This window comes from Streptomyces sp. NPDC017202 (genome assembly GCF_044331705.1).
Classification (GTDB): domain Bacteria; phylum Actinomycetota; class Actinomycetes; order Streptomycetales; family Streptomycetaceae; genus Streptomyces.
On sequence record NZ_JBIRNP010000010.1, the window covers coordinates 98336 to 111744 of the forward strand.

The following is a 13409-nucleotide window of genomic DNA, read 5'->3' on the forward strand; positions in this document are numbered from 1 at the left end:
GGAAGCAGAGTGATGAGCATGCGGTTCACCGGGAAAGCCCGCAGGGGGATGGTCGCGCTGGCCGCCGTGGCCGGGCTGGCCCTCGGTTCGGCAGCGTGCGGCGGGGGTGGGGGCGACGACAAGAAGCCCGAAAGCTCGTCGTCCGCTTCCACGACCGGTGGATCGCAGCCGGACCCTCAGGAGGGTCAGTCCGATGATCCGTTGGCGGAGGTGAAGGGGCCCGGCGGGCTTCTCCTTCAGATCACTTCTGCCGCGCGCGACTCTGGCGGCTTCGTGACGGTGAACGGTGTTCTGAAGAATGACGGCTCGGAAGTAGCAGTTATTCCACTGGAGTTGAGCGGCAACGAGACCGAGATCATGAACAACGGCCGATCCCTCGGCGGAGCCACCCTCGTCGACTCCAAGAGCAAGAAGCGCTACTACGTCCTCCGCGACACCGAGGGCCGCCCCCTGACGACGACGGGCTTCTCGACGCTCAAGGCCGGGGAAACCATCGACGTGTTCCTCCAGTTCCCGTCGCCGCCCGCCGACACGGCCGACGTCTCCTTCCAACTGCCGCTGTTCCCCAGCGCGGTCATCAAGATCTCCGGGTGAGCCCCCGATGACCCCCACCGGACTCGCACCCCGCCGGCTGCCCCTGGCCCTGCTCGCGGCCACCCTGCTCCTCGTGACCGCACCCCCCGCCCGCGCCGACGACCCCAGCGTCCCGCCGGGCACCGAACCCACCGCCACCGCCCCCGTGGAAGTGGACCCCAACGACCCCGACCTCAAGCTGCCCGAGGGCGCCACCCTCGCGGAGCCCAAGGTGCTCGACATCAAGCAGGTCGTCGAGGACGAGACCGGGGACGAACGGCGGGAGGACACCAACGCGGACGTGAAGTTCGCCCTCCAGGCGGAGGTCCTCTTCGGCAAGGACAGTGCCAAGCTCAGCGCCGACGCGAAGGCCCGCATCGCCGGGATCGCCGCGGAGATCAAGAAGCAGAACGCCACCCGGATCCGGGTCTTCGGCTTCACCGACAACCTCGGTTCCTCCGCCCACGGCGACGTCCTGTCGAAGCAGCGCGCGAACGCGGTCCAGGCCGCCCTCGCCGGCGATCTGAACGACGCGAACGTCGTTTTCGAGGTGCGTGGCTACGGCGAGCAGTACCCCATCGCCGACAACGCCTCGGAGGCAGGCCGCAAGAAGAACCGCCGAGTGGAGGTCACGTTCCCGAGGACGGCGGGCTGACGGGCCGTTCGCTCAGCCGGCCGACCTGTAGGGTCTCAGAACTCGCTGCACGATCTCAGCGAGAACTGCACAGTGGCAGCACTTGTACGGCCACCGTGAGACCTGCAGGTCAGAGCGTCACCTGTTCGGGTGGCAAGGTTGGTGATCCAGTCGGGTCCGGTGGCTGGGAGACGGATGCGCGGCCCCCTACGCCGATGCGGGAGGGGAAGCAGAACCGGAAGTCGACTTAGTGTCCTGGCTCCAGGACCGGCAGTCCGATCGAGGGTGGTGGTCTCAGCACCTCGAAGACCTTGACCGAGTACACCTGCGGTGGGCCAATGCCGTGAGAATCCAGGGATTTCGACGCGTCTGCGAGCGTCGGGCTCCGGTGCATGTGTGCTGTCAGGCACCAGGTTCGTCCTGGCCAGCGGAGATCGCTTGCCGGTGCGAGAGCGTGATGCGGCGCTGAACCAGGTCGATGTCCAGAATCTTGACCGGTAGTGCGTCACCGACTTGGACGGCCGGCTGCGGATGGTCCGGGTGCCTCTCGCCCAGTTCGGAGTTGTGCACCAGCCCCTCGAAACCGCTCTCCATCTCTTCAATGCGAACGAACGCACCGAACGGTACGAGCTTGGTGACGTGGCCGACGACGGTCTGGCCGATCTGTCCGGTCAGCAGCGGCAGCGGATCTTCGTGCAGGGCCTTGAGCGACAGTGACACGCGGTCGCGGATCGGGTCGACATCGAGGATTTCGGCGCGGATCTCCTGACCGACGGCAACGACGTCGGAGGGGTGGTTGACAGGACGCCATGACAACTCAGGGATATTGATCATCGCCTCGAAGCCGCCGATGTCCACGAAGGTGACGCCGAAGGTGGCGATCCGGGTCACGGTGCCAGTGACGATCTCACCTCGGTGGAGGGTCTTGAGGAGGGCCCAGTTCCGGTCGCTCGGCGTCGGCTCGGTCCGCCAGCGAGCCCGTACCACTCCGTCGCTGTCGGGCATGACGCCGGTGAACAAAGGGACACGCTCATCGGCGTACAGGGGGAGAAGCGCCGCGGCGCCGGCACCGGACATCCGGGTGGCCAGCTCCGGGAACTCGTCCTCGTCGACAACGGCACTCTGCAGCCGACCGTCCTCGTCCTGCCAGACGCATTCCACCAGGCCCTCGGCGGGGAGGGCACCGAGGACCGCGTCGATGTCGGAGGACAGGTCCGGCCAGACGGCCAGCCGAGCGCGGGGAGCGAGGCCGGCACGCACCGTGTCGACGTTGTCACGGGTGAGGCGGTGCCACCGCGAGGCGCCTTCGACGTATATCTCCTCCAGGATTCCGGCACGGCACGAGGCGACGGCCCAGCGCAGACCGGCCCAGAAATCGTCGTCGCCGGGCCGCTGGACGTCTTCGCCATCGGTTTCCACGCTGTAGGGAGATGCATCCACGCGTTCCGGGAACAGCCCGAGCACACGAGTCCGGGCCAGTGCCTCCTCGCAGCGCCGGCTGCTGCCGATGTAGAGGTACTGGTCCCACCCCACGTGCACCGCGAAGGCAGCCTCCGCCTCCAGCCGATACCAGGCGCCGCTGTCGCGCAGCATGACCCGCACCAGTGCCAGTCCGATGTCGAGCGGCACCTCTGCCCCATCGTGGAATCCAGACAGGCCGGTCGGGAAGAGTCCGTCCAGCCCGAAGCCCTCCAGTGGCTGCTCGACACCGAAGTGCACGAGGGACGAGACCTGCGGCTCGCGAACGGCCAGGTGACCGATGCCGGTGCCCACGGCAAAGGCCTCGACCGCTTGAAGACAGGCCGCCTCGACCTGGCCATGATCGCTGACCGTGTCCTCGGCGCCGGCGTAGCAGCCGCGTTCGTCGCGGTCGGCGGGGTCGTACTTGGTGATGCGATAGACGTAGGGGAGCACATCCCCATCTTTCAGCACCCGTCGAGGTGTGGCTCACCCGATGTGGTGAAGGCTGGCGGTACCCCCCCCTGGGAAGATAAGCTGGAGCTTAAGTTCTCTCTATGTGGGAGATCACGCTGCTGGAGCCGGTGGAGACCTGGTTTCTCAAGCTGTGCGAAGACGATCCGGAGAGCGCCAACCGCATCACGGATGCGTTGGATTTCCTGGCGCAGGAAGGGCCGAACCTCGGGCGGCCGATGGTCGACCGGATCCATGGCAGCCGATTGCACAATCTCAAGGAGCTGCGTCCAGGTTCGAGCGGGCACACGGAGATGCGCATGCTGTTTGTATTTGACCCTGAGCGCGAGGCGATCATTCTCGTGGCGGGTGACAAGTCCGGCCGTTGGTCCGACTGGTACCGCGACAGTATCCCCGTCGCCGAACTGAGATACGCAGATTTCCTGGCAGAGCGTGAACGCGGAGGTGCGCAGTGAAGGGACGTTCGTGGTCCGAGGTTCGCGCGGAGGCGTTGTCGCGCCATCCGGAGCTGGCCACGGCTGAGGCCGAGGAACAGCGCACCGCCCTCCGGGAAGAGAGCAAGGCCCGCATCCGGGGGCATGAATTGGCCGAGCTGCGCCGGAAGGCAGGGCTGACGCAGCGAGACATGGCGGCCAGGCTCAAGGTCAGTCAGGCGCGCGTCTCGCAGATCGAGCACGGTCAGATCGACAGTCTGGAAATGCTGCGCGCCTATGCGGCCGTGCTGGGTGGGCGGATCACGGTGCGTCTGGAGTGGGACGAGTCCTCAGTGCAGGTGGCCTGACACCTCATCGCCCCGTGAACTCCTAACGGACCGCGCTCGGACGGCGCGTCGGCAATGCGGCAACCTGGCTTGCCAGGGCCAAGCGGGCTGGCGAGGATCTGACAGCGATATGAGACTGATCTTGCCGGTCGCCTGGTGAGACACGAGGCGGCGGCGCAGGTCAGCGCGTCGCTCGATGCCACAGATCGCGAGATCCTACAGATCGCTCAGCCGACCGGTCCCTCGCCCTTGCCCGGCGCGCTCGGGGCTGATTCGGGCAGTGGGTCGGCGACGAAGGTCCCACGCCCGTGAACGGTCTCGACGAGCCCTCGTTCGCGCAGGACCTGGGCGGCCCGTCGGACGGTGAGGTAGGCGACGCCGTACTCCTGAGCGAGATCGCGCTCCGAGGGCAGGCGGGCGCCGGGCTGGAGTTCCCCGCTTCGAATCCTCGCCTCGACGTGGTCGGCGACGGCGACGTAGATGAGCTGGGGTCCCTGCGGGTTGAAGTCGGGCACCTCGCTGCGGTCACTCACAAGGGCAACATAGGTCGGTACTGAGCTGCACGAATCTATAGAGAGCTATACATAGCTCTACATGGCTTAGTGGGATCCTGCGCAGACGAGACCCCGGCGACCGCGCGAACGGCCCCGGGGCATGACCACCAGCTTTCAAGGAGCTGATGACAGTGAGCATTATCCACGCGCTGCTGCGCTGGACCCTGGCCGTGTTCGGGCCCGGCACCGGCAGGCGACGGGCGGGTACGTGCCCCGCCGCGACGGCCCCGGCCCGCGTTCCGGAGAGCCGGCCCGGCCCCGTGATCGTACCGCTCCCCGCAGCCCGTTCCCCGTACGGGCTGCCCGTGCTGCTCGACGGCGCCCGCACCGCCCCGGTCCGCCCGTACGTGCTCGCGGCGGAGAGGGCGGCCTGATGGGGGCGGAAGGCAGGAAGCCCCGCCCGCCGGTGCGGATGTGCGTGCGCTGCGAGGTGACCACGGAAACGCCGGTGGTGGTCGCCGTGGTGCACCAGAACTCGGGGCCGGGCTTCGTCGTGTACGCGTGCCAGGCGTGCGCCGCGCACTACCCGCCGCAGCCGGACGTCCTCACCGCCCCGCGGCCGCCCCGCCGAACCGGGGACCAGCAGTGACCGCGCCGCCCGGCCCGGCGGCGGACCGGCGCGAGCTGTCGCCCGAGTGCGCCCTGGCGCGCAGGCCCGGATACGAGGACGTGCACGGCGCGTGCGGCCGCCTACGGGATGTCCCGCTCCCGCACGGCGGAGGCCTGCTGCTGGTGCGCCGCTGCGGCTGCGCCTGTCACCGCCCGCCTGCGGGGGAGGAGCCACGGTGAACGCCGGCACTCCACCGAGCCGGGCACCTCCCGCCTGACGCTCCGCATCTACCGCGTGGACCGGGGCGGCCGACGCGTCGCCTCGGCCTCGACCGCGCATCGACCGCCGCAGTGCAACCTTCTATTGTGCTCGGTTGGCAGAACGCAAAGGAGCGGCTTACTTGCTGATCTGCAAGTCACCCGGAATGTCGGGATCGTTGGTGCACGACAGCTCGGCCGCCACGTTATGGGCGAGCTGGGCGGTCATTTGGCTGAGCAGCCCAGTGTCGAATTCGGCTACGTTTCTGACCCTGGTCTCGATTTCGATAGGGAGCTCGGCTTCCTGATCCTTGTGAGATCCCTTGATCTTGCAGGGGAACACCGCGGTGAGGTGCAGGCCGTTCTCCTCGCGGCGAACATACAGGTCTTTTCCCGCAGATTCCCAGCCCTCCTCGGACTTGAGGTGTTCCACTGAGGAGAGAGACCAGCTCACATAGGAGTAGAACCGCTTGCCCGTTTCGTCGATTCCCAGGTCGCATGGCTGCGTCGCGAAGTGTGCATTCTCGCCAGGTTTCCAGGATCGTGCACTATGTGCCCAACCGGACGTCAACTCATTCATTGGGAAGGCTTGGTTCAAGGTCTGTAGAGTCCCTTCCCCCATCTCCTCCTGAAGCGCGTCGATCTTCTTGGCACCGAACAGTGCGTTACATGTCTTCCAGCCGATGGGGGCATCGTTCCTGTCCTGACGGCTGTCCCCCTCTCCCGAACCAGAGCAGGCGGAGAGCAAGGCCATCGTCGCAACCACTGCACCGACCATTGGAAACGCCCATCCCGCACACCTCACGACGACACCTTCTCCGCATCCGAGATGGCATCTTTCCCATCTCTGTATGATCCCTCGATCTCCCGGTTGAGAACGAGCTTTTCCTCCTGTGTCATACCGATCGCGTCGGCGTAGTTGTAGACGGGCAACCAAGCTCCGTGTTCGCCGACAGCCTCCAAACCCTGGACCTTCCTCAGAGCCTCCGGATCGTTCTTGTATTCGTTGTCCTGGAGATACTGCATCGTGTGGTTGCCGTAGGCCGTGCTGACCGTGGAGGCGCCCGATTCCAGCAGAACCGGAACGGCGGTGGTCGCCACGACGCCGGCGGCCGGACCCAGGACCAATGCCGTGCCGCCGGCGGCGACCGCCGTGACGGCGCCAGTCATCAATGTCTTGCGCCATTCGCCCTGCTTCCCCATCTCCAGGCTTCTGGCGGTCTCGTCGTCCTTGAAGTCCTCGCGGATCTGATGCGCCCGGGACTCGTCGAGGATTCCGTTGACTTTGGCCGAGTTGTGGGCGAAGGCTAGTCCGTCGTCGCGGTTGTCCTCGTGAAAGGCGAGCCCGCTCGCCGTGTAGACCTGCTGGGCGGCGGACAGGGTCTGGTATCCCTCCTCGTCCCCGGCGACCAGCATCATGAAGTTCCGTGCATCCTCCTGGCCGAAGGTCCGACGAGCCGAACCGTCGCTGCTGTCACCGAAGATTCGGTCACGCCCCAACTCATCGCCCGTGTCACCGAAGTCCAGAACGGAATAGTTGAGGTCGTCGATGTACGCCGCGCCCATGCGGGCCAGGCTGTCCTTCATGACCTCGGGCGGCGGCCCGTCCTCGGAGGCTACGTTGTAGCGGTTGATCACCTTCTCCATGAGATCGGCAGTCTGTTCGTCCCGATGCAACATCGGCGGATCCGCATCCCACGCCGCCCCCGTCGTCGCGGCCTCCAGCGCGTGGCCGAGGGCGTCCGGGCCCGTCTCGCGTGCGTGCTTCGCCTCGTCGCTGCTGGGGTGGGCCAGGCTGTCCGGGGCCCATTCGAAGTCTTGCCGGTTCAGTTCGTCGAAGTAGGAGAAGTCACCGAGCGTCGCGTCCTTGTCGACCGTGCCGTCCTCCCTGTACACGGTCGGCGCGTCGGTGAAGAACTTCTTAGCGGCCTCAGGGCTGTGCCCGAGGCCTTCCAGGACGCTGGTCAGCGGGTCGTAGCCGGTGCCGTTCTTTCCCGACGGGTTGAAGCCCCAGTCGAGGTCGTAGCCCGCGGACATGGGCTTGTTCTCCATGAACCGGTAGGGGTCCTTGCGGTGTAACTGGACGATGTGCTCGGCGATGGGGTTGATGAACCGCGCGTCGTAGTTGCCGTAGCGCAGCATTCCGCCCAGGATCTGGTAGCCGTACGGCGCGCTGCCCGCGGAGTAGAGCGGGATCTGTTGTGTGCCCAGTTTCCGGAACTCCGAGGACCAACTGGCCGGTAGGTGAGACCTGTTGTCCGGGTCGGTCGCCGACGCCAGGGCCAGGCCCATGTTCTTCTGGAGCTGCCGTGTCAAGGCCAGCCGCTCTTTGTCGTCCCCGGCCGTGCCGTCCAGCGACATGCGGCCGTAGAACTCGAGTGCGTCCTTGGGGCCGCCGAGCGACTTGTAGAAGTCCGTCGAGAAGTCCGAGTCCCTGGCGTTGAACCTCATGATGGAGTTCAGTTCCATGTACTGCTTGTCGGTCATCTTCGGTCCGAGTTTCGCCAGTTCGGACGCGCGCTCGGCCTGGGCGTCGTCGAGGGACTCGTACGAGCTGTGCCCGGCGTTGTGGTCGTCGTTGCCGTGGCTCTTGTTCAGCGCGCGGGTGACGGAGGCGTCGACCTCAGAGGCGTGGGCGAGGATCCGGTTGATCCGGCCCTCCAGTTCGTCCCTGGCCTCGTTCTCCTCCTTGGTGTGCACGTCCGTGTCGCCCCGGACGTGCGGGTAGACACAGTGGAGGGTGCCGTCGCCGTAGTCCTGGACGCTGATGCCCCACTTCTGCACGTCGGCCTGCGCGGCTCTGATCTGCTTCTGGAGCGAGACGAGTTCGGTGTGGGCGTCGTCGAGGACCCGATGGATGCTGCTGGCCTCGGCGTGCAGGTCGGCGACCTCCTTCGCCGTCTCCGCGACGAACCCCCTGGTGACCGTGGCGTTCACGCCCGCCCAGCGCGCCGCGTCCGACTTCGCCAGCATCCCCGTACGGGCACTCTCCGCCAGCTTCTTCAGCCCTTTCACGGTGCTGTCCCAGTCGGAGACGGCCGTGCCCAGTCTGCCCAGGTCGACCTCGATGAGGTCCGTGTACGTGAGCGCCACAGGTTCGTTCCTCCGCCTACTGGAAGTACTTGCTCAGGACCGACACGGACAAGGAGCCGCCGTCTACGGCCGCTGTCTGGGCGGCGATCTTCGCGTCGTCCTCGGCGTGCAGCTTCTTGGTGAAGTCGAGGTGGTTGGAGATGTGCGCGCATGCCTGGAGCACCGACTTCGACTGCGAGGTCCAGATCTCCACCGTCCTGGTCAGTGCCGCGCCCATGGCGAAACCGTGCGACGTCAGGGTGCTCGCCGCCTGGCCGGTGGATCCGGCGCCACTCTTGTCGGCCCCCGCCCCCGCGATGTCCGACGTCGTGCGCAGTTCGTCCCACAGCAGGTAGGCCTCGTGGCCGACCGCGCCGAGGTCGTCCTGGTTCACCACCAGATCACCGGCCACGCCGCCCGGCCCCTGGTCCACCGGCAGTTGGTTGAGCTGCATCCGCGTGTGGTTCGGTTCCCCCGCGGCGGCCTTGATCTGCTCCCACTCCTCCCACGCCATGCGTGGACCCTCCTTGCGACCCGTCGTCGTGCTGCCTCTGCCTTGGTGCTCCTGGCAGCGTGGGGTGTATGAACGCTTCGGTCACACGGGCACACGGGAACATGAGGGAATTGGCGTGAAGCAGGTGCCTCGACGGCCGGGGGGCACGGCATCCGCCGTGCCTGTCGGCAGCCGAGGTATCCCGTCGTCGCCCCGGGTCCGGCGACCGCCGATTCGGAGCAGGCCTTTTCCAGCGCCGCGTCGAACGGGCGGGACAGGTCATGACGCCGCCGCTGCCACAGACCCATCCTCACGCGGTGACACAACGCCTCCGTGGAGCCAAGCGCGAAACACACGATGTTCCATCGGCGACTGTAGCCACCAGTCGTGTCAGAGCGAAGTCGCTCATCACGCGCCGTGGCCGGAATTGCCTTCGACCCCGGTCTCGAATCTCACCGCGACCACCACCCCTACTACGCCCCTCCTGCGGCACCGTGAGCAGGAACCCGCGCATCGAACGTCTCGGCGTGGCCTGATGTCCAGCAGATCAGGAAGCGGAACGCCGTCCGCGTTCACGGCCTCGGCCACCCGAGTCGTATGGACCGGCCGTCAACTGCCGCAGGTCATGGCGTTGTCGACGGTGTCTCCGTGCCGGACGCCCGGTGCGGGGTGACGGCGTTCCTCGTCAGCGGATGTCGTGGTCGGGGTGGGTCCGGTCGTAGGCGTGCCGTGCTTCCGCGATGGCGGCACGGTGGGCGAGCGACCAGTCGGCGAGTGCCTTGACCAGGTGGGTCAGGCCGGCTCCGGTCCCGGTCAGGCGGTAGTCGACCTGGGCCGGGACGGTCGGGTACACGGTGCGCAGCACGAGGCCGTCGCGTTCGAGCCTGCGGACGGTGAGGGTGAGCATGCGCTGGGAGATGCCGTCGACGGCGCGCTGCAGTTCGCGGAACCGGCGCGGTCCGCCCGCGAGTTCGACGATCACGAGCACCGACCACTTGTCGCCGATGCGGTCCAGGACGTCGCGGATGCCGCAGTCGGGGTGGTCTTCGCGGCCGCAGGGGGCGAGGTCGGCGGGGGTGGTTACCCCGGTGTGCGTGAGTGACATCGAACTGCCTTCTTGAAGCCGGTGGGGGCGCGATCAAGGATCAAGCGTAGTTACCGATGAGAACCACGACGGAAGGCTGCGATCGACATGATCCTGGTGACGGGAGCGAACGGGAACCTCGGCTCGGCGACCCTCGCGGCGCTGCGGGCCGGCGGCGCCGCCGCGACGGGTGGCAGCCGCACGCCGGGCGAGGGGACGCGGCACCTCGACTTCGACGACCACGCGAGCCTCGTCCTCACCGGGGTGTCGACCCTGGTGCTGGTCTCCGCCGGTTACGCGGAGGACGACCGGGTCGTCGGGCGGCACGCGGCGGTCCTGGAGGCCGCCGTGCGCGACGGTGTCGGCCACGTCGTCTACACGAGCCTGACCACCGCCGGCGACCATCTCGGCTTCGCGCTCGCGCACCGTGCCACCGAGCGCCTGGTGCGGGCGAGCGGACTGCCGTGGACGATCCTGCGCAACGGCCTGTACGCCGAACTCTTCGGCGGCCTGCTGATGTGGGCCGACGACGGGGTGGAGTCCGCGTTCGGGGACGGTGCCCTGGCGGCCGTCGCGCGGGAGGACCTCGCCGACGCCGCGGCGGCCGTCGCGGCGGATCCGGCCCGACACGGCGGGCACGTCTACGACCTTGTCGGTACGCCGATCACGGCGGGGCAGGTGGCCGACCGGCTCGGGGTCCCGCACCGCACGATCGGACTGGGTGAGTACCGGCGCAGGCTCCTCGAGGAGACGCCGGGGCTCCTGCCGTTCCAGCCGCCCATGCTCGCCTCGATCGCCACGGGCGTCCGGCACGGCTTCCTGGACGGCACCGCCTCCGACCTCACCGGACTTCTCGGCCGCCCGGCCCGCGACCCACTGGCCACGGCCGTTGCGGCCGCGTCCGCCACCCGGCCGGAAGCAAGCCGCTAGCAGCGGTCCCTCACGCTCTCACGCTCTCACGCAGAGCGCCCGAAATCGGCCTCCACCTCGATACGGGCTCCCACCCGCACCCCCCACCCCGCCATGACCCCCGCCTCCGCCTCCAGCACATGACGTGACCTCGGCCGGGGCAGGCCCAGCCGTCCCGGGCGCATGGTGCGGACGGACAGGACGGTCAGCCGGCGGTCCAGGTAGGCGACGTCGATGGGCATCCGCATGCCGAAGGTGTGCACGCTGCCGGCGGGGGAGAGCAGCAGCGCGCCCTCGACCGCGTCCCGCCCCAGCAGGCCCCTCGTCCGGGCGCGGTACGAGGCCGCGATCTCCAACGGGACCGTCACCGCCGCCCCGCCCGCACCCCGCACGACCAGCCGCCCCCGCCCGTCCCGGAACCGCCGTCCCATACCCGTCCCCGCCCCCCCCAGACCCGATCCACCGCCGGCCCGCGAGCCCAGCACCCCCGGTACCGACTCCCACGACACGACGACACGACCCGACACGACACGCCCGACGGTATCCCCGACCCGCCCCCACCACATCCCCTCCCGTGACACCGTGAGCAGAGGGGGCCGAGGACCAGCGAGGAGCACCGCCATGCGTGACATCGTCCTGACCGCCTCCGTCTCCGTCGACGGGTACATGGAGGGGCCCGGCCGGGACATCTCCTGGCACCGCGTCGACGAGGAACTGCACCAGCACTTCAACGACACCCTCCGCGAGGCGGGCGCCTTCCTGAGCGGCCGGGTCACCCACGAGCTGATGGCCGGCTTCTGGCCCACGGCCGACCAGGACCCCGAAGCCCCCGCCCCCATGGCCGAGTTCGCCGGGATCTGGCGGGAGAAGCCGAAGATCGTGTACTCGCGGACCTTGGAGCACGCCGACTGGAACACGACCGTCGTGCGGGACGTCGTACCGGAGGAGGTGCGCGCCCTCAAGGAGCGGCCCGGCGGGGAACTGGTCCTCGGCGGCGCGCACCTGGCGGCCGCCTTCCTGCGGCAGGGGCTCGTCGACGCGTTCCGGATCTACGTCCATCCGGTGCTCGTCGGCGGCGGCACCCCGCTGTTCGCGGAGGGTTCCGTCCCGGCCGGTCTCCGTCTGGCCGGGACCCGCACCTTCGGCAACGGCGTCGTCCTGCTGCACCACGAACGCGGCGGTGGTGAGCCCCACGGACCCGCCGACTCGGCTGCGCGGTAAAGGAGTTGTCCGGACGGGGACGGCCCGGATAGGAAGAGATCATGACCGAACTCGGCGCCATCTTCCGCCCGCAGCTGCCCCCGGAACGGCTCCGCACGATCGCCCGTCTCGCGGACGCCACCGGACTCGACGAGCTGTGGGTCTTCGAGGACTGTTTCCGCGAGGCCGGGATCTCGGCCGCCGCGGCCGCGCTCGCCTGGACCGAGCGGGTCCGGATCGGGGTGGGCCTGCTGCCGGTGCCGCTGCGCAACGTCGCCGTCACCGCGATGGAGGCCGCCACCCTGCACCGGATGTTCCCCGGCCGCGTCAGCCTCGGCATCGGCCACGGCGTCCAGGACTGGATGGGCCAGGTCGGCGCCCGCCCCGCCTCCCCGCTGACCCTGCTGCGCGAGTACACCCTCGCCCTGCGCGGCCTGCTGGACGGAGAGCGGATCACGACCCGGGGGCGGTACGTCACGCTGGACGACGTCGCCCTCGACTGGCCGCCGCCGGGCGGGGCCGAGGTGCTGGTCGGCGGGATCGGCCCGCGCACCCTGCGGCTGTCCGGCGAGGTCGCGGACGGCACGGTCCTCAACGAGGTCTTCACCCCGGAGGGCGTGCGCGAGGCCCGTCGGCTGGTGGCGGAGGGCAGGGCGGCGGCCGGCCGGGACGCCGCCCCGCACAAGATCGTCGTCTATCTCTTCACCGCCACCGGCGAGGACGCCGCCGCCCGCCTCCGGCGCGAACTGGTCACGACCGGCCTCTCCGACGTGCCCGGCCTGGGCGTCGCCGGGGACGCGGCCGAGGTCGCCGAGCGGGTCACGCGGTACGCCGAGGCGGGCGCCGACACGGTCGTCCTCCTGCCGACCGCCGACGAACCCGACCCCGAGGGCTTCATCCGGTTCGTGGGCGACGACGTACGGCCCCTGGTGAGGTGACCATGAACCGGGCGGCGGTTACTTCGCCCAGCACGTCGGCTCGCGCAGTGTCTTCGAGCTGGTCGAGCACTTCCTCGGTCCGCTGCCCGACGAGGTGAGCGCCGTCCGCCCCCCCGACCGCGAATGCGCCGAAGCCGAGGCGGCCGGCCTGGAGATCGTCGACCTGCGGGCGGAACGGCTGCGCGTCGAGTTCCACGACATCGCCGCCGTCGTCCACTTCCTGCGCAAGGTGGTGTGGATGGTGCCCGGCTTCACCGTGGACCGGTACGAGGAGCAACTCCGTTCCCTGCACGAGCGGATCGAGTCGGAGGGGCCCTTCGTGGCGCACAGCACCCGCCACCTCGTCGACGCCCGCAGACCGGCCCGGTAGTACGTCCCGAGGCTGCCCCGTCGTACGTCCGAGGCCGGTCCGCGGTGCGTGCCGACGCCGCCCCGCGGTGCGCCCGGCACTCC

Annotated in this window: 16 protein-coding genes and 1 pseudogene; 10 read left to right on the plus strand and 7 right to left on the minus strand. The window is 68.8% G+C overall.

The window, feature by feature from the left end; genetic code table 11:
• Positions 1-12 precede the first annotated feature (12 nt).
• Both ACH4N1_RS20685 and ACH4N1_RS20690 read left to right on the plus strand, forming a co-directional pair.
• Complete coding sequence (locus tag ACH4N1_RS20685; RefSeq protein ID WP_398098910.1) at positions 13-594, plus strand: hypothetical protein; 582 nt, start codon at positions 13-15, stop codon at positions 592-594.
• A gap of 7 nt (positions 595-601) precedes the next feature.
• Positions 602-1228, plus strand: a complete 627-nt coding sequence (locus ACH4N1_RS20690; RefSeq protein WP_398098911.1) for an OmpA family protein — start codon at positions 602-604, stop codon at positions 1226-1228.
• Positions 1229-1609: 381 nt separating this feature from the next.
• On the opposite strand, the gene ACH4N1_RS20695 is transcribed toward ACH4N1_RS20690, so the two are convergent.
• Positions 1610-3121 (minus strand): S1 RNA-binding domain-containing protein, encoded by a 1512-nt coding sequence (locus tag ACH4N1_RS20695; RefSeq protein ID WP_398098912.1) that lies wholly within the window; start codon positions 3119-3121, stop codon positions 1610-1612.
• A gap of 101 nt (positions 3122-3222) precedes the next feature.
• On the opposite strand from ACH4N1_RS20695, the gene ACH4N1_RS20700 reads away from it, so the two are divergent.
• Positions 3223-3594 carry a type II toxin-antitoxin system RelE/ParE family toxin gene (locus tag ACH4N1_RS20700; protein ID WP_398098913.1) on the plus strand — a complete coding sequence of 124 codons (372 nt, stop codon included), beginning with the start codon at positions 3223-3225 and terminating at the stop codon, positions 3592-3594.
• On the plus strand, positions 3591-3920 hold the full coding sequence (locus ACH4N1_RS20705) for a helix-turn-helix domain-containing protein (protein ID WP_398098915.1): 330 nt from the start codon (positions 3591-3593) through the stop codon (positions 3918-3920). Before ACH4N1_RS20700 ends, ACH4N1_RS20705 begins: the two co-directional genes overlap by 4 nt.
• 206 nt (positions 3921-4126) lie before the next feature.
• Here ACH4N1_RS20705 and ACH4N1_RS20710 read toward each other — a convergent pair whose 3' ends face one another.
• A complete protein-coding gene (locus ACH4N1_RS20710) occupies positions 4127-4432 on the minus strand; it encodes a GntR family transcriptional regulator (RefSeq protein WP_398098916.1) in 306 nt (101 codons plus the stop codon).
• 146 nt (positions 4433-4578) lie between these two features.
• Between ACH4N1_RS20710 and ACH4N1_RS20715 the strand changes: the two genes are divergently transcribed.
• Positions 4579-4827 carry a hypothetical protein gene (locus tag ACH4N1_RS20715; protein WP_398098918.1) on the plus strand — a complete coding sequence of 83 codons (249 nt, stop codon included), beginning with the start codon at positions 4579-4581 and terminating at the stop codon, positions 4825-4827.
• 56 nt (positions 4828-4883) lie between these two features.
• Positions 4884-5042, plus strand: a complete 159-nt coding sequence (locus ACH4N1_RS20720; RefSeq protein ID WP_398098919.1) for a hypothetical protein — start codon at positions 4884-4886, stop codon at positions 5040-5042.
• Between the two features lie 357 nt (positions 5043-5399).
• Here ACH4N1_RS20720 and ACH4N1_RS20725 read toward each other — a convergent pair whose 3' ends face one another.
• The 4 genes from ACH4N1_RS20725 to ACH4N1_RS20740 form a co-directional block, all read right to left on the minus strand.
• Positions 5400-6026, minus strand: a complete 627-nt coding sequence (locus ACH4N1_RS20725; RefSeq protein WP_398098921.1) for a hypothetical protein — start codon at positions 6024-6026, stop codon at positions 5400-5402.
• Between the two features lie 35 nt (positions 6027-6061).
• A complete protein-coding gene (locus ACH4N1_RS20730) occupies positions 6062-8353 on the minus strand; it encodes a hypothetical protein (RefSeq protein WP_398098922.1) in 2292 nt (763 codons plus the stop codon).
• A 16-nt stretch (positions 8354-8369) separates the two neighbouring features.
• Positions 8370-8846 (minus strand): hypothetical protein, encoded by a 477-nt coding sequence (locus ACH4N1_RS20735; RefSeq protein WP_398098924.1) that lies wholly within the window; start codon positions 8844-8846, stop codon positions 8370-8372.
• A gap of 664 nt (positions 8847-9510) precedes the next feature.
• Positions 9511-9930 (minus strand): winged helix-turn-helix transcriptional regulator, encoded by a 420-nt coding sequence (locus ACH4N1_RS20740; RefSeq protein ID WP_398098926.1) that lies wholly within the window; start codon positions 9928-9930, stop codon positions 9511-9513.
• 87 nt (positions 9931-10017) lie between these two features.
• On the opposite strand from ACH4N1_RS20740, the gene ACH4N1_RS20745 reads away from it, so the two are divergent.
• The gene (locus ACH4N1_RS20745) at positions 10018-10839 is read left to right on the plus strand and encodes an NAD(P)H-binding protein (protein WP_398098928.1); all 822 of its coding nucleotides are present in this window, start codon (positions 10018-10020) and stop codon (positions 10837-10839) included.
• A gap of 26 nt (positions 10840-10865) precedes the next feature.
• On the opposite strand, the gene ACH4N1_RS20750 is transcribed toward ACH4N1_RS20745, so the two are convergent.
• Positions 10866-11249, minus strand: a complete 384-nt coding sequence (locus ACH4N1_RS20750) for a DUF192 domain-containing protein (RefSeq protein WP_398098930.1) — start codon at positions 11247-11249, stop codon at positions 10866-10868.
• A gap of 190 nt (positions 11250-11439) precedes the next feature.
• On the opposite strand from ACH4N1_RS20750, the gene ACH4N1_RS20755 reads away from it, so the two are divergent.
• The 3 genes and pseudogenes from ACH4N1_RS20755 to ACH4N1_RS20765 form a co-directional block, all read left to right on the plus strand.
• Positions 11440-12039 (plus strand): dihydrofolate reductase family protein, encoded by a 600-nt coding sequence (locus ACH4N1_RS20755; RefSeq protein WP_398098931.1) that lies wholly within the window; start codon positions 11440-11442, stop codon positions 12037-12039.
• A gap of 41 nt (positions 12040-12080) precedes the next feature.
• Positions 12081-12956, plus strand: coding sequence for an LLM class flavin-dependent oxidoreductase (locus tag ACH4N1_RS20760; RefSeq protein WP_398098932.1), 876 nt, complete (start codon positions 12081-12083; stop codon positions 12954-12956).
• 4 nt (positions 12957-12960) lie between these two features.
• Positions 12961-13326: pseudogene (locus tag ACH4N1_RS20765) on the plus strand (SAM-dependent methyltransferase); the annotation flags it as partial.
• Positions 13327-13409 lie beyond the last annotated feature (83 nt).